The organism is Tatumella sp. JGM118 (assembly GCF_018257515.1).
GTDB lineage: Bacteria > Pseudomonadota > Gammaproteobacteria > Enterobacterales > Enterobacteriaceae > Tatumella > Tatumella terrea.
The window spans coordinates 20,400-37,193 of record NZ_JAERJR010000006.1; the positions used below are offsets into that span (position 1 = coordinate 20,400).

A 16,794-nucleotide genomic window follows, 5' to 3' on the forward strand; every position below is an offset into this window, starting at 1 on the left:
AAGGTTTCTTATGGCTCAGATGACTAAGAAAGAAGTCGACGTCGTGGTATGCGGATTCGGCTGGGCAGGTTCACTGATGAGTATTGAACTGGCGATGGCAGGGCTGACGGTACGGGCGCTGGAAAAAGGCCCCGAGCGCGATTATGACGCTTTTGCCTACCCAAAGCCCGCCGATGAGTATGCGTATGCGGTCCGTAACAAAGTGATGACCACCCCGGCAGATTCGGCGGTGACGGTGCGTTACACCGCACAGGATACGGCATTACCGACCCGTAAATGGGGGGCATTTGTGCCGGGCGGCGGCGTGGGCGGTGCGGGCATGCACTGGACCGGGGTACTGCTGCGCCCGACCCCGACAGATATTAAACTGAAAACCTATGCCGATCAGGCCTATAAACCCGGCATCCTGCAGGAAGAGATGCGGGTAATGGACTTTCCGTTCAGCTGGGAAGAGATCGAACCCTGGTATGAAAAATTTGAACGTATCTGCGGGTTGTCCGGTAACACCGGGAACCTGCGCGGACAGATCATGGAAGGGGGGGACCCGTTTGAAGGCCCCCGGGCCAACCCGATGCCGCTGCCTGCGCTGGAAAATACCCTTAACTGCGATATGTTCGCCGCCGCCACCAAAAAAATGGGCTATCATCCGTTTACTATCCCGTCGGCCGCGGCATCCCGCGTATGGACCAACCCGTACGGTAATACCATCACCCCCTGTAACTATTGCGGGTATTGCTCCAAATACCCCTGCCTGAACTATTCCAAAGCCTCGCCGCAGACCGCGGTCCTGGATTCGCTGAAACAGATGAAAAACTTCTCTTATGAAGTGAACGCGGAAGTGCTGCGGGTGGTTCTGCATGACGATAAAAAAACGGCGAAAGGCGTTATCTATATCGATGAGCAGGGCAACGAATGTTTTCAGCCGGCCAGGATCGTCATCCTCAGCAGCTTCCAGTTTTATAACGTCCGGCTGATGCTGCTTTCCGGGATCGGCCAGCCGTATAACCCGATCACCGAGGAGGGGGTGGTGGGCCGCAACTACGCTTTTCTGAGTAACGGGGCCGCCACCTTATTTTTTAAAAACGAAAACTTTAATCCGTTTATCAGCTCCGGCCCGACCGGCGTGCAGTTTAACGACATCTCCCCCGGGAACTTTGACGGGCCGGGGCTCGGGTTTATTGGCGGTGCCAAAATCCAGAGTGCCCAGTCCACCGGCACACCGATCAGTACGGCATTACCGCCGGGCACCCCGGCCTGGGGCAGCGGCTGGAAAGAAGGGCTGGAAAACTGGTACGGCCATTCGATGAAGGTCAGTATCACCACCTCCTGTATGTCGTACCGGGATGTCTATCTGGACCTCGACCCGACCTATAAAGATCGGCACGGTCAGCCCCTGCTGAGGATGACCTTCAACTGGAAACGCAACGAACTGCTGCTGCAGCAACATCTGAAAGGGGTGGTCGGGGGTATCGTTAAAGAGATGAACCCCGACAGCTACAGCATGAGTTTTCTGCCGATGGGCGCTGATTTTGACCTGACGAAATATGTTTCCACCCATAATGTGGGTGGCGCAGTGATGGGGGATAACCCGAAAACCTCGGCGCTGAACCGGTATCTGCAGAGCTGGGATGTTCATAACGTGTTTGTGCCGGGAGGCAATGCGTTCCCGCAGAACTTCCAGTCGAACCCGACCAACACAATCGGTGCGATCACCCTGATGGCCGCCAATGCCATCAGAGAACAGTATCTTAAAAATCCAGGCCCGCTGGTACAGGTGTAATCAAATGATAAAGCTGACGTTGAAACGCCTTATGGTGACAAATGCATTATTACTAGCCTCAGGACTGGCGACCGCACAGGCTGCAGAGAATGACCAGGACGCGCTGATAAAGCAGGGAGAGTATCTGGCCCGACTGGGAGACTGTATGGCCTGTCATACCACCGCGGGCCGTCCGGCCTATGCCGGCGGGCTGGCGATTAAATCGGACCTGGGGACGATCTATTCCACCAACATTACGCCGGACAAACAGTATGGCATCGGGAATTATACCGAACAGCAGTTTGCCGATGCCGTACGTAAAGGCGTCCGCCCCGATGGCAGTTACCTCTATCCGGCCATGCCGTATCCGGATTATGCCGCGATCAGTAATACGGATATCCACGCGCTGTACACCTATTTTATGCACGGTGTCACCGCCAGCAACAGCAAGCCTCCGGCGACCGACATGAGGTTTCCGTTCAGCCAGCGCTGGGGGATGCGTTTCTGGAATCTGGTCTTTACGTCGGACAAACCTTTTCAGCCGATAGGCGGGGCCTCTGCACAGGTCAATCGCGGGGCTTATATTGCTGAATCACTGGGGCACTGCGGCAGTTGCCATACCCCGCGCGGGTTTGCGATGAACGAGAAAGCGCTGCATAGCGATGACCGTGATTTCCTGGCCGGCGGGGATCTTAACGGCTGGGATGTGCCCTCGCTGCGCGGTATCGCCCGCTGGAGCCCGCAGGAGATCGTCGACTATCTGCAAACCGGACGGAATGATAAGGCCGGTGTGGCCGGGGAGATGACATCGGTGGTAGAAAACAGTACTTCCCATATGACCGATGCGGACCTGCAGGCGATTGCGGCCTATCTGAAGTTCCTCGGGGGGAACCCGCCGTTGCAGGCCTATGATCAGCAGAAAAACCAGGCCACCACCGACACCCTGACCGCTGCGGTGAACCTGACCGAAGGGCAAACGCTTTACCTGAACAACTGTGATGCCTGCCACTTTGCAAACGGGCTGGGCGCGCCCGGCGCCTTCCCGCAACTGGACCAGGCCGCTGTGGTCAATGCGCAAAGCCCTGACGGACTGATCCACATCATTCTGCAGGGGGCACAGTTACCTTCGACCCCGAAAGCCCCTTCGATGCTGAAGATGCCGGCGTTTGCGCACCGTTTGTCGGACGACCAGGTGGCAAAACTGGCGACCTTTGTGCGCCAGGGCTGGAGCAATAACGCCCCGGCAGTGACAGCCGATCAGGTACAGAAAGTGCGTGCCACGCTGACACAGCACTGACCCCGCCGATCCGGTCCCCGGCGATACCGGGGGCCGGATTCAGCGCAGATGCGTGGCCACGTCCAGCACACCGTTAATCACAAACTGTACGCCCATACAGACCAGCAGAAAGCCCATCAGACGGGAAATGGCTTCGATACCGCCTTTACCGACCAGACGCATAATCGCCCCGGAACTGCGCAGGCTTAACCACAGAATGACGGCCACCAGCAGGAAGGTCAGCACCGGTGCCACATGCAATACCCAGACCGGAAAATCCCCGCTTTTGACGGTGGAGGCGGTACTGATAATCATCGCGATGGTCCCTGGCCCGGAGGTACTCGGCATCGCAATCGGTACGAAGGCGATATTCACCTGTGAGTCATGATGCTCTGCGGCCTCTATCTCTTCCTGCTTATGCTGTACTTCCAGAGTATCGTGGAGTTTCTGTACCGGAAACAGCATCCGGAAGCCGATAAATGCCACAATCAGCCCTCCGGCAATCCGCAGCCCCGGGATAGAGATACCGAAGGTATCCAGCACCGCATTGCCGGCATACCAGGCCACCATCATAATCAGAAACACATAGACCGAGGCCTGGAAGGCCTGACGGTTGCGCTCGCTGAAATTCATCTCGCCGGACAGGCCGAGGAACAACGCCACACTGGTTAACGGATTGGCCAGCGGCAACAGAACCACCAGCCCCAGCCCGATCGCCTTGATAAGTTCCTGCATAAAACCCTCGAATTTTCAGAACACCGGTGACCGCTGCCTTCCGGTTACCGGCCAGGATAATGAATAAGTCAGATTTTTGCCTGAGCGGCGCACAGTATAGAGTGATGTGCCGTGCGGACAGGGGCGAAAGTTGCTCCGGCAATTAACGGGAAACCGTAACAGAAAAGCGGGGGAAGGGCAGTAACGGAAAGCGCGGGGGAATAAATTCAGTGCAGGCGGGCCTGCACTGACGGGGGGATTACATACCGAGGTATTTTTTACCCTGATCCAGAACCACATTACAGGCTTTGGTTTTCAGCTTTTCACCCATCGGGGTGTTGCTCAGGCTTTTCAGGCTGATCTGCTGGTTATTACCGGTATTCAGCAGACCCTGAATGCCGTCCAGATAGCCGGTCTGTTTCTGTTGTGCGCTGGTATCGGTCAGGCCCAGTTTGCTTTTCAGCTGGTCAGTGACCGAAGTGACATTATTTTTCACCAGATTGTTCTCTGCACAGTACTGCAGGATACCGGTCGCATTGCTCATACTGTTGGAACTCACCGCTTTATTACCGCCATTCAGCAAACCGGTGATAGAGGATAAGGATAAGCCGCCTTCAGTACCGGTACTTTTACCGCTGGTGGCTGAAGAGGAATCCAGCAGATCCGACGCTGAACTGCTCAGCTTATCCTGCCAGCTGGAAGCACAGGCGGATGCACTCACCAGCGCGGCAATCAGGCCCATAGCCAGTAAAGGGGTGCGTGTCGATTTTTTCATTAATACAGCCTCATTTTGCTTATCTTTTATTTCCGGTACTCAGTTTAGTCTGTTATTGCTTCAGATAAGTTCCTTTTTTGTGTGCCCCCGGGCCACCGCGCTGCAAAATAGGATTTCTTCCCGTGCTTTACCGGCAAGCCAGTAAGGCAGGCTGGCAGGTAAAAAGCCAAAAGCCCAAAAGCCAGCTACGGATACAGACAGTCAGTCACACGGGCATGCAAACAGCCAGATAGTCAGCCACGGATACAGACAGTCAGTCACACGGGCAGAAAAACAACCAAATAGCCAGCCACGGATACAGACAGTCAGTCACACGGCCAGGCAAACAACCAGATAGCCAGCCACGAACACAGACAGTCAGACCGCCAGCAATCCCGCCAAATCGATGAGCAGGCACGACCCGCTGGCTATACCACCTACATCCCGGGCAAGCACACGGGGCAGACTGCATCCCTGCGCGCTAACGCATCTAAAGCTCTTCAGACCCCCATTGCGGGACTGAATACCAAAACCCAAAACCCAAAACCCAAAACCCAAAACCCAAAACCCAAAACCCAAAACCCAAAACCCAAAACCCAAAGGCCGGAACCCAAAGGCCGGAACCCAAAGGCCAGAATCAAAGACCAAAGACCAAAGACCAAAGACCAAAGACCAAAGACCAAAGACCAAAGACTCAACTATTCTTCCGGAACCCATGGCCCGGATATGTCAGAGAGTAGGGGGATTTTATACAGATAAAGGGCCAATAAAGGGGAGATAACGACCCCAATCCGGGCCGATAACAACGAAGAGAGTGTTTGTTTTTCCAGCGATTAACGTGTTACCTAATGGAATCATCTTGCACCCGCCACGACTCAGGGTATAATCCCGTTGTTTTCCGCATACCCTTCAGTGCCGAAGTGGCGAAATCGGTAGACGCAGTTGATTCAAAATCAACCATCGAAAGATGTGCCGGTTCGAGTCCGGCCTTCGGCACCAGGTCTGCAAAATTAAGTCACCTAAGGGTGGCTTTTTTTGTGCCTGGGATCCAGTAGCCGCAAGGCTTTACCCGCATTTCCACTCAACAGAGGTTAATCTGCATGACTATCTTTGGTAAGCCGGTATTGGTTTAACCTTGTAATAGAAATTTCCCTGAATGAAGCAGTTGTAACAGCATCTCTCATCTTCATAGCAACACAGGATTGAACACACGCATATAATCCCGATACGTGACCTGACAAGGCACCTGAATAAGCTAATGGTAGTAATGTAACTACAATTTTATTCTTTCGGCGCTATGCTCTGGCTTCTGAAGATTTCCTGGCATCCTTATAAGTAGTGGTCATACACGACACTTTGATAAACCGTGAAGTTCCGGTGGTTAGCTGTGCCCGTGACAGGATATTTAAAGCTCATATTCAGTTAGATTAAAATCAATTAATTTTATTTAACAAATATCTTGAATATCACCTTACTGGCGCATTACATTCAAAGTGTTTCCCGTTGAATGTTAAGGAGGGTTTATGTCGAGTTGCCATGATCAACATCGCTATTGGGATTTTTTTGAGGCGCTTCCGGACGATCAGGGTGGCGCTGGACGTCACAGATGTTGTGGGTGCGCATATGAGAAGGGTTACCAGGCAGGAATGCGTCGTGATGAAAAGCTCAACATCGATCTGGATTCCTTACATGAAAGTCAGGCTGGTACTGTTCGCCACAAAAGTCCCCATGCTGCATTTGCGCAGGGATACTTAGATGGTGTAACAGCTTCATATAAGTGAATTACAACTGATCTCTCCCCGGAAAGTGGAATCAGACTTAATCAGAGAATATGCAAAAACAGATCATGTTTGATCCTTGGCCGTATTTATGGAAGGAATGTGATTCTGCCGGAGAAAACATTTGGTGATGGCTGCCACTTGTATTCTTTCCAACAATATTGGTAAGTAAATAAGGTTAACCTCTTGATTAAAAATAGCACAGCGCTATGATTTTGGGAGATATTTCCCAAAATCGAACTTTTCAGCCGTTGCCTGGCAGCAATAAGTGACGGGTGATTGCGAGAGGAGCCTGACGTTGACCACCTCGATCCCCCCTTTATCAGCGAACTTTGCTTTTCTGGAAGAGTATGACCCGCTATTTGTACAGATAACCACAACGGCTGAGCAGGTGTTTGCCAGTGATCCGAATACCACGCTAATGAAACTGCGGCAATTTGGTGAGATCCTTGCCCAGAATATTGCTGTGCGGTTAAATATCAGTCTGGAAGACAACCCCAGCCAACAAGAGCTGCTTTATCGACTGGACAGGGAATTACAACTCGACCCGGCCATTCGCCAGCTGTTTCATACCTTACGTATCGAAGGGAATAAAGCCACCCACCAGTTCCAGACTAAACACCGAGAAGCGATGGATGCCTTGCGCATCGCCCGTGCTTTAGCTATCTGGTTTCATCAAACCTTTGGCAGTGCAGGCAGTAGCTTCAATCCCGGCCCCTTTACCGCGCTTCATGACCCCAGTACCCAGTTAACCCAGTCCCAACTTGCTATTGAAAAGCTGAAACAGACGTTGCTGGCCACCAATCAAAAGCTAGAAAGCAGCGAACAGCTTCAAGCGTTACTCAAACAGCAAAAAGAAGAGTATGCCCAACTGGCCGAGGCGATGGATCAAGAAGCGCGGGAGCAGCAAACCCTGCTGGAAATTAATCAGCAAGATTTACTGCGCTTGCAAAAAGAGTATGACGCTAAGTTAAAGGCCCTTCAGGAGCAGCTTGCCCAACAAGCTCAGCAGGTGGTCACCGCTCAACGTAAAGAGTTTGGTCGGAAGTCCAGTTCAGCCCGTAAGCAGGTGATGACCGAAGAACTGACGCGTATTCTGATTGACCAGCAGTTGAATGAATGGGGCTGGCTGGCAGATACCCAGGAACTGACCTGGAAAAAAGGCGCTCGGCCAGAAAAAGGGGTTAATAAAGCCATTGCGGAATGGCCCACCTCTCTAAATGGTGAGCGTGGCAGAGCCGATTATGTTTTATTCTGCGGGCTTATCCCCATCGCAACGGTTGAAGCGAAAAAGAAAAATGAAAATGTCGCCGGGAAAATTCCTCAAGCGGAGCGTTATAGCAAAGGCTTCCAGTTTGATGCTTCCTTAACGCCTGCCTGGAAGGAAGAGGGGTTAACGGCAGGTTGGGATGACGGTACCGGAGAGGTGTTCCAGATCCCCTTTGTATTCTCTTGTAATGGACGCCCTTACGTTAAACAGCTGGCAGAGATGTCCGGGACTTGGTTCCGGGATGTCCGCTCCCCGGATAATACCCGTTATCCACTGGAAAACTTTATTACACCAGAGGGGCTGATAGACCGCCTCCATCGCAGTCGGGCGGATGCCGAAGCCAAACTGCATAATGAACCTTTTGGCTATCTTGGCTTACGTGATTATCAGGAAAAAGCGGTTAAAGCGGTGGAATCAGCTCTGGAGGACGGGGCGCGAGAAGCGCTGCTGGCGATGGCCACCGGCACCGGTAAAACCCGGACTATCATCGGCCTGATCTACCGCTTTTTAAAAGCCGAGCGCTTTAAGCGGATTCTGTTTCTGGTTGACCGTTCAGCGCTGGGGGAACAGGCTCAGGATGCCTTTAAAGAGGCCTCATTAGAGCAGAACCAGACCTTATCGCAGATCTACAATATTGCTGAGCTGGGAGATATGGCGGCCGAGGCGGAGACTCGCGTTCAGGTGGCCACAGTGCAGGCTATGGTCAGCCGTATCTATCGCTCAGGCAATCCGCCCGCGGTGGATACCTTTGACTGCATTATTATCGATGAAGCGCACCGGGGATATACCCTTGATCAGGAGATGACTGAGGGTGAACTGGCTATCCGCGATAATGCCCAGTATCTTTCCAGCTATCGTCGGGTGCTGGACTATTTTGATGCGGTAAAAATTGGCTTAACGGCGACACCAGCCAAGCATACCAGCGAGATTTTTGGTCATCCGGTCTATATCTACTCTTATCGTGAAGCAGTGGCGGAAGACTGGTTAATCGACTATGAGCCACCGATTCGCTATACCACAGTGCTTAGTAAGCACGGCATTCATTTTGATAAAGGGGATGAGGTCAGCGCGATTGACACCAAAACCGGTGAGGTGGATATCAATGAACTGGAAGATGAGCTCGATTTTGATATCGAGGCTTTTAATCGCCGAGTGATTACCGAAGAGTTTAATCGGGTGATTTGTGAAGAGTTGGCGAAAGAGATCGATCCTGGCGGGAATGAAAAGACCCTGATTTTCTGCGCCACCGATGCCCATGCGGATATGGTTAAACGCTTATTAGATAAAGCTATGGGTGATGTTAATCCCGATTTTAACCAGGCCGCAATACAAAAAATCACCGGTAAAAGCGATCAGGTGAGCAAGCTGATTAAATGCTTTAAAAATGAACGTTATCCGAGTATTGCCATTACGGTTGACCTTTTGACTACCGGGATTGATGTCCCGCCTATCACGCATCTGGTGTTTTTACGGCGCGTGAAGTCCCGCATTCTTTATGAGCAGATGATTGGCCGGGCAACACGGCGCTGTGATGAAATCGGTAAAACCGTTTTCTGGATCCACGATCCGGTGGATCTCTATGCCACGCTACAAGATGTTAATACCATGAAACCGCTGGTCAAAAATGCCGGGGTCAGTATTGAACAGCTGGTTGCAGAGCTCGCCAATGATGATGTGCTAGCCACCGCCCTCAATACACCAGGGGATAGCGCCATGGAAACTCAAGCGGATAGCTTGCTTAATCAGCTGAGCCAGAAAGTGATGCGGGTGCTGCGTAAAGCCGAAAGCAAAGCCGACAGGCAGCCGGAGGTGCGTGAAAAATTAAACGAGCTGGAAGCCTTATGGGGCGTAGAGCCGAAAAATCTGCATCAGCACCTGCATAAAATCGGCCCGCAGCAAGCCTCCGTGTTTCTAAAACAGCACCGCAATCTGATTACGCAGCTGGAAGATGTGGATGCGCTGCTGGGTAGTGAATACCGTCCGGTGATCTCTGACCATAAAGATGAGTTGCTCAGTAGAGAACAAAACTACGGGCGCTATCAAAAACCGGCGGACTATCTGCAGAGCTTTAGCGAGTTTATCAAAAATAACCTCAACCAGTCCGCAGCCCTATCGGTGGTGGTAAATCGTCCGCGCGACCTGACACGGCAGCAGCTTAAAGAGATCCGCTTATTGCTGGATGAGGCGGGCTACAGTGAGGCTAGTCTGCGTTCTGCTACCCGTACGGATAGCAATCAGGATATTGCCGCGACCATTATCGGCCATATACGCCAGGCGGCTCTGGGTGAATCCCTGGTGCCATTTGAAGAGCGCGTTAAACAGGCACTGGAGCGAATTTACGCCCAGCATAACTGGACCACCGTGCAGAAAAAGTGGCTGGATCGTCTGGCTAAACAGCTGGTACATGAGGTGGTGCTGGATAAAAGCATGGTCAACCAGTCATTCGCAAACATTGGCGGCTCCAAAGGACTCAATAAGGTACTGGATGATCAATTAGACAGTATTCTTGAGCAGATGAACGACACCTTATGGGCTCCAAAAACAGCCTGATCGTGCTACCCTTTCCCATAATTTTTCAGCAAACAGGCCGGGTCACCGGCCTTCTTCGGAACTCCTATGAGCAATAATAACGAAATCGTCCAGAAACTCTGGAACCTGTGTGATGTACTGCGTGATGACGGCATTAACTACAGCGACTATGTCACTGAGTTGGTATTGCTGCTGTTTATCAAGATGGTGCATGAGAACACCGAAGCTGAAACGCTGGATAAACACACTTTACCAGAAGGCTGCCGCTGGACCGATTTAAACGCCAAATCCGGTATTAACCTGCTCAATGATTACAAACAAATTCTGCTGAAACTCTCTACCGGTAAAGATGCCGAAGGTAACCTGGTACATGCCGACCCGCTGATTACCGCTATCTATGCCGATGCCCAGACTCGCCTGCGTGAACCACGCCATCTGGAGCAGCTGATCCGCTCTCTGGATCAAATCGACTGGTTTAGTGTCCAGAAAGACGGCCTGGGTGATTTATATGAAGGTCTGCTGGAAAAGAACGCCGGCGAAACCAAGTCAGGAGCCGGGCAGTATTTTACCCCGCGGGTACTGATTAATAGCATGGTTAACTGCATCAAACCCCAGCCGGGGGAAGTGGTGCAGGATCCTGCAGCAGGCACCGCCGGTTTCTTAATCGCTGCTGACCAGTATATTAAGTCTCACACCGATGATCTCTATGACTTAACGGCCAAAGCGCAGCAGTTTCAGAAAAACAAAGCCTTTGTCGGTATTGAACTGGTGCCCTCAACCCGCCGTCTGGCCCTGATGAACTGCCTGCTGCACGGCATGGAAGGGGATGATGAAGGGGTAGTCCATCAGGGCAATGCCTTAGGTAAGGCTGGAGAAACGTTGGCGAAAGCCGATATTATTCTGGCTAACCCGCCCTTTGGCACTGCGAAAGGGGGCGAGGCCAGTATTACCCGGGACGACCTTACCTATCCTACCAGTAATAAGCAGCTGGCCTTTTTACAGCATATCTACCGTAATCTAAAACCGGGTGGCCGCGCCGCCGTGGTCTTGCCGGATAACGTCTTATTTGAGGCCGGTGTCGGGACAGATGTGCGCCGTGACCTGATGAATAAATGTAATCTGCATACCATCCTGCGCTTACCCACCGGGATTTTTTATGCTCAGGGCGTGAAAACCAACGTACTGTTTTTCACCAAAGGCACCGAGGCGGATAAATATCAGGAAGAGAACTGTACGCAAAATATCTGGGTCTATGATCTACGCACCAATATGCCAAGCTTTGGCAAGCGTACCCCCTTCAATGAAAACCATTTAAAACCTTTTGAAAAGGTTTTCGGTGATTCGCCCAACGGTAACAGCCCACGTCAGGAAGGGGAGTGGAGTTTTAACGCTGAAGAAATTGAGGCCCCTGATACGGCTGAAAATGACAATGTGGCCGAGCGCCTCACAACCAGCCGCTGGCGGGCCTTTACCCGGGAGTGGATCCGCGATACCAAAGGTGACTCGTTGGATATCTCTTGGCTGCGGGATAACAGCAGCGTGGATGCTGCCAGCCTGCCAGAGCCCGCTGTATTAGCCGGAGAAGCCATGAGTGAACTGGTACAGGCCTTGGGTGAGCTGGATGCATTGATGCGGGAGTTAGGGGCTGGGGAAGAGGCTGATGAGCAGCGCCAATTGCTGAATAAAGTATTTGGTGGGATTAAAGCATGAGTATAGAAAAATTACCGGATAGCTGGCTAAAGGTTGATGTTGGAAATGTTGCAGATATTATTTCCGGGGGAACACCAAAGTCGGGAGTCATCGAAAATTTTACCACTTCGGGTGAAGGTATTGCTTGGCTCACGCCTGCAGATCTCAGTGGCTATAAAGATAAATATATTTCTAATGGTGCTAGGGATCTGACTGAACAAGGTTATTCTTCTAGTTCAGCTAAACTAATGCCTGCTGGTTCTATACTTTTCAGTAGTAGAGCACCGATTGGTTATACTGCTGTAGCTGCTAATAAAATATCTACAAATCAGGGCTTCAAGAATTTTGTTTTTACATCAGATATTTACCCTGATTATGCATATTATTATTTCCGTAGCATCAAGCATCTTGCTGAAAGCATGGGCACGGGAACGACGTTTAAAGAAATATCAGGAAGCGCTGCTAAGAAATTACCATTTATCATTTCACCATTAGCAGAACAAAAAATCATCGCCGATAAACTCGATGACCTTTTAGCTCGCGTGGAGAGTATTAAAACCCGGCTGGAAAATATCCCTGAAATTTTGAAAAAATTTAGGCAGTCGGTGTTGAGTGCGGCGGTGAGTGGGCGTTTAAACTCGAAGCACTGCCCCATGAAATCTATTCATGTTGGATATGGTTGGCCCCATGATGTAGAAGGCCTCTCTCATTGGGTTGAGTATAAACTTTCCGATATTATTAAGATAGTGGGTGGCAGTCAGCCACCAAAGTCAGATTTTAGAGACGTTTGCGTTGATGGCTATATAAGGTTAATACAAATAAGAGATTATAAATCTGATAACCATAAAGTTTTTATCCCACGTGATAAAGCAAAACGTTTTGTATATAAAGATGATGTTATGATAGGCCGTTATGGCCCACCTATATTTCAAATACTCAGAGGATTGGAAGGTGCCTACAATGTTGCTTTGATGAAAGCTGTGCCAAATGAGGAAGTGATAAGAAATGATTATCTCTACTGGTACTTGCAAAATTTCAATATATTTAATTATGTAGAATCAGGTTCTGATCGCACAGCTGGACAGTCAGGAGTAAATAAAAAACATCTTGAATCGTATCCTATGTTAATACCATCATTAACAGAGCAGGATGAAATAATAAAGTCATTAGAGATTTTTTTCTCTTATGCTAAATCAATTGAATTGAAAGCAATAGATGCTTTAAATAAAGTCAATAATCTAACTCAATCGATCCTAGCCAAAGCCTTCCGCGGTGAGTTAACCGCCCAATGGCGCGAGGAAAATCCCGAACTGATTAGCGGGCTTAATAGTGCGGAAGCATTACTGGAAAAAATCGCCGCTGAAAAGCTGGCTACTGGTACGGTAAAAAAACGCGCTAAAAAGACTTCTCACTAAAATCAGCCCACGTTGATGGGCTGTCATTGATATAATCAAGTGCTTGTTATTACTGCTCAAAATAATCCATATCGATTTTGGGCAGTTTAATCTGTTGTGAGGTAACCCCCACTTCATTATCCATCATCAAGTTAACCAGCCGGTTGCCATCAATTAGCACTAAACCTTCAACGGATCGGGAAAATTCCACCGCATGGGCGGTAAAGCCTGAGGTGGTGATAAAGATACCGCGTTTGGCTTTTTGCCCCGCCAGTGCGCCATAGAAAGCCTGCAGTTCCGGGCGACCAACAGTGCCTTGCCAACGCTTCGCCTGGACATAGACCTTTTCTAGCCCAAGTTTATCCAGAGAAATAATGCCATCGATACCGCCGTCACCGGTGCCGCCGACACGCTGGAGATCGTCCCTATGGCCGCCGTAACCAAGCTTATGCAACACATCTAAGACAATCACTTCAAAGCGATTCGGTGAAACCTGCAGTAAATTTTCCAGTAATTCGCTGGCGACAGCGCTACGGATCTCTGCCAGAGCTTCCGCTAAGCGGTCATCCGGGCTGCTGGTTTGGGGAGATATAGCCGTGTCTGGTGCACCATCATCGTCCAGCATAACCGCATCCGTAGGAGTGGTCAGTCGGACGTTCATAAAATCAAACGCCAGATGATCAACCTGCGCTTTACTCAGGGGAAAAGGGTGCTGCTTAAGCCAGTTGAAGCCTGCTTCCGTTAAGCACCATTTACCACGTGACAGGCTTTGGGATAGGCCTGCATGTTTGAGCCGGTCGTGAGCCCATCCGGCCCGATTTTTGTAAACTGGTTGGCCGCTGGGGATAAGTTCATTGCGCTGGCTATCATCGAGATGCAGTAAGTTGGCTGCTCCCTCATAAACCTCTTTCGCGGCGACACCGGCAGGTGATTGCTGTAATACCCGTAATACAGGCTCAATAAAGTTATCGTAGGTAGGAACCGACATGGTGTACTCTTCTCTATTAAGATTTGCTCTTTTTATTATGGCATCGAACTTATAAAGCGTGAGGTTCGATAACCAATTATTTTTTATTGATTATGTTCTTTGCTCATAAATAATAGGTTATATTTAATGGGTGCCATTAATAATCTTTACTCTCCTTTTTATTATTTTCTTCGAGGTTAATTATAATGGATAAAAAGATTGATTTTATTTTTCACCCCCAAATAAATGAAGCTTATTCTTCCAATGATATTTTTGATGATGAAATGATTGGTTTGGAAATATCAGTGGAATATTACGATTTTAGTCTTGATAACTTCCAACGGGAAATTCTGCACTGGTTTAAGCCACGCTTTGCGGCAGGAAAATTATTAGCGAGTATCCAGCAGTTAGTGAAAAAGCAGATCCCTGAGATTCAGCCACATTCTATTGAAGTGAATGTGATACCTGAGGTTTTGCCGTTTGATGACGAAAATGGCGATATACTGAGCTTGCTGCAAATCTGCAGTTTAAGGATGACTGACTGGCAGCGCATTCGCGCGGATGTAGAAGTGACCACGCTGCCGCTCTGGCATGGTGAGGAAGAAGAGATCGTGCTTAATTTTTCCCCCAAGGTTCCGGCGGAGGTGATGCAGTATGTGAAACGCCTGCATGGCTGGACAGCCTATACGGGCATCACAGTGAGTGAGGTTGACCCAAGCATTATCGCCCATCACGGACTTTTACCGTATGTCGCTGAAGCGCGGCAATCAGAAAATTTATAGTTATCAGTAAATTATTCTTAAAGCATGAGTCCGGCCTTCGGCACCACGTATGCAAACTTAAGTCACCCATGGGTGGCTTTTTTTGTGTCTGAAATCCGCGTCAGACAGGGCTTTGTAAGTAGACCTGTTTTAGTTCCAGACACTTTTTGAGGTTTCCGGTTTTTCAGCCATCAACCGGTATTCTTCCGGCGTCAGGTTATTCAGGGATTCATGAGGTCGTACGCTGTTATATTCTGTCAGCCAGCGATCTGTTTCTCCCGTACTTCATTCAGTGTTCTCAACAGATAAAATCCAGTATTTCAGTCCGGTATGTCCGGTTAAATCGTTCAATAAAAGCATTCCGGGTGGGTATACCGGGCTGAATGAACTCTGGGTGTACATCATGATCTTCAGTCCATTGGGCCAGTGTCAGTGAGATAAATTCCGGTCCGTGATACCTATTGAGTGCATCCGGCTGGTATTTAAGTCAGCTATTTTCTACAACTTGTAATGTCCGTGTCTGTCACAAGGGGATAAAATCAATGAACACTTTAGTTAGTAACATCGGTGTGTCGGGGACTCTGATTGCCCTGGATATCGCTAAAAAACATCACGATGCAAAAATTCGGCACCCGGATGGACGAACATCCTATCTGCGTATTGAAAATACCCTGGAAGGATTCAACCGACTGCTTGCGCTCACCGCTTCACCCCATGAAGATATTATCGCTGCATTTGAACCTACAGCTGATTATCACCGTAACATCGCATGGTGGTTACATAAGCAGGGAGTTCAGTGACATCTTGTTTCCTCTGTCAGATGTGCGCGAGCTCGTGAGATGCTGTTTAGGACCTGGGATAAAAATGATCGCAAAGATGCCAGTGTCATTATGTATTTGCTCGAACAAGGATTATCTTCACCATTTTATGATCCTCTGGCGAATGGCATTATCGATATACAGGAGATATCAAATACATACCATCAGGTTACTCTGGCACGAACACGATGTCTGAACAGCCTGGTTAACCACTATCTGACCCTTTATTTTCCCGAAGCTGAGCAGTTTCTGCATATGTCCCGGGCAGAGTGGTTCTGCCAGTTTTTACTTCAATTCCCTACACCGTCTTGTATCACGTCACTTAACCGGGATGTGTTTGTAAAACAGTCATGGGATGTTGTTGGGCGGAAACAGTATAAACAGCAATTTCTAGAACATCTCTATGATGTTGCAGCGAATTCCATTGCATTACCGTTACCAGATGATTCTCTGGCAGTGGCCACGTTCAGATTACAGCTTCATCGATATATCGAACTTTCGGCCCAACGATTACAACTTGAGAAACAAGCAGAAAAATATTTGCAGGAACGAAGTGACTACCAGCATTTACGTACGATCCCGGGGATTGGACCTGTAATTGCCCTTATGGTTATTGCTGAAAGTGGTGATTTGACACGTATCGCTCATTATCGGCAGTACCTCAACTTTTGTGGTTTTAATCTCTCGGCCATTCAGAGCGGGCAAAAGCACAGTGGTTACAGATTATCAAAACGTGGAAATGCGCGGTTAAGATATGCCTTCTGGCTTGCCGCCACAGTAGCAGTAAGAACGAGGGAAAACAGTTTCCGGTACAAATATGAACGCTATCTTCGGGAAAATGGAGACAAGCCTGATCAGAAAAGAAAAGCCATGACGGCTGTGGCAACAAAAGTCGCCAGAGTGGCGCATGCAATTGTAAAGCAGAATATTGATTATAAAGGGTATTATGAAATAAGCCATGGGACGTGATTCAACGGGCCGTAAGGCGCATCGCGACCATTAGATAATGCTCAACGTCCATGGTTTCCCAAAAATGCTGTGTTAAGTCCTGTCGGGCCATTTCGGACCCTTGTATGTCATGGTAA

Annotated in this window: 9 protein-coding genes, 1 tRNA gene and 2 pseudogenes; 8 read left to right on the forward strand and 4 right to left on the reverse strand. The window is 49.5% G+C overall.

Going from position 1 to position 16,794, the window contains the following annotated elements:
• Positions 1–10: 10 nt before the first annotated feature.
• Both JK223_RS08080 and JK223_RS08085 read left to right on the forward strand, forming a co-directional pair.
• Positions 11–1,780: a GMC family oxidoreductase gene (locus tag JK223_RS08080; protein ID WP_212713684.1), complete on the forward strand. Its 1,770-nt coding sequence runs from the start codon at positions 11–13 to the stop codon at positions 1,778–1,780.
• A 4-nt stretch (positions 1,781–1,784) separates the two neighbouring features.
• Positions 1,785–3,056, forward strand: coding sequence for a cytochrome c (locus tag JK223_RS08085; protein ID WP_212713685.1), 1,272 nt, complete (start codon positions 1,785–1,787; stop codon positions 3,054–3,056).
• A 39-nt stretch (positions 3,057–3,095) separates the two neighbouring features.
• Here JK223_RS08085 and JK223_RS08090 read toward each other — a convergent pair whose 3' ends face one another.
• Together JK223_RS08090 and JK223_RS08095 are read right to left on the reverse strand one after the other, a co-directional pair.
• On the reverse strand, positions 3,096–3,770 hold the full coding sequence (locus tag JK223_RS08090) for a MarC family NAAT transporter (protein ID WP_212713686.1): 675 nt from the start codon (positions 3,768–3,770) through the stop codon (positions 3,096–3,098).
• Between the two features lie 238 nt (positions 3,771–4,008).
• Complete coding sequence (locus JK223_RS08095; protein WP_212713687.1) at positions 4,009–4,524, reverse strand: DUF2501 domain-containing protein; 516 nt, start codon at positions 4,522–4,524, stop codon at positions 4,009–4,011.
• 893 nt (positions 4,525–5,417) lie between these two features.
• Here JK223_RS08095 and JK223_RS08100 point away from each other — a divergent pair.
• From JK223_RS08100 to JK223_RS08115, 4 genes are all read left to right on the forward strand, one after another.
• Positions 5,418–5,502, forward strand: a tRNA-Leu gene (locus tag JK223_RS08100).
• Between the two features lie 1,077 nt (positions 5,503–6,579).
• A complete protein-coding gene (gene hsdR, locus JK223_RS08105) occupies positions 6,580–10,101 on the forward strand; it encodes a type I restriction-modification system endonuclease (RefSeq protein WP_249213532.1) in 3,522 nt (1,173 codons plus the stop codon).
• A 66-nt stretch (positions 10,102–10,167) separates the two neighbouring features.
• Entirely contained in the window at positions 10,168–11,790 is a 1,623-nt protein-coding gene (locus tag JK223_RS08110; protein WP_212713688.1) for an N-6 DNA methylase, read from the forward strand.
• Complete coding sequence (locus tag JK223_RS08115) at positions 11,787–13,184, forward strand: restriction endonuclease subunit S (RefSeq protein ID WP_212713689.1); 1,398 nt, start codon at positions 11,787–11,789, stop codon at positions 13,182–13,184. Before JK223_RS08110 ends, JK223_RS08115 begins: the two co-directional genes overlap by 4 nt.
• 49 nt (positions 13,185–13,233) lie before the next feature.
• Here JK223_RS08115 and JK223_RS08120 read toward each other — a convergent pair whose 3' ends face one another.
• Entirely contained in the window at positions 13,234–14,151 is a 918-nt protein-coding gene (locus JK223_RS08120; RefSeq protein WP_212713690.1) for a restriction endonuclease, read from the reverse strand.
• Between the two features lie 185 nt (positions 14,152–14,336).
• On the opposite strand from JK223_RS08120, the gene JK223_RS08125 reads away from it, so the two are divergent.
• Complete coding sequence (locus JK223_RS08125; RefSeq protein ID WP_212713691.1) at positions 14,337–14,912, forward strand: hypothetical protein; 576 nt, start codon at positions 14,337–14,339, stop codon at positions 14,910–14,912.
• Between the two features lie 129 nt (positions 14,913–15,041).
• Here JK223_RS08125 and JK223_RS08130 read toward each other — a convergent pair.
• A pseudogene (locus JK223_RS08130) lies at positions 15,042–15,366 on the reverse strand (transposase); the annotation flags it as partial.
• Between the two features lie 67 nt (positions 15,367–15,433).
• Between JK223_RS08130 and JK223_RS08135 the strand changes: the two are divergent.
• A pseudogene (locus tag JK223_RS08135) lies at positions 15,434–16,678 on the forward strand (IS110 family transposase).
• Positions 16,679–16,794 lie beyond the last annotated feature (116 nt).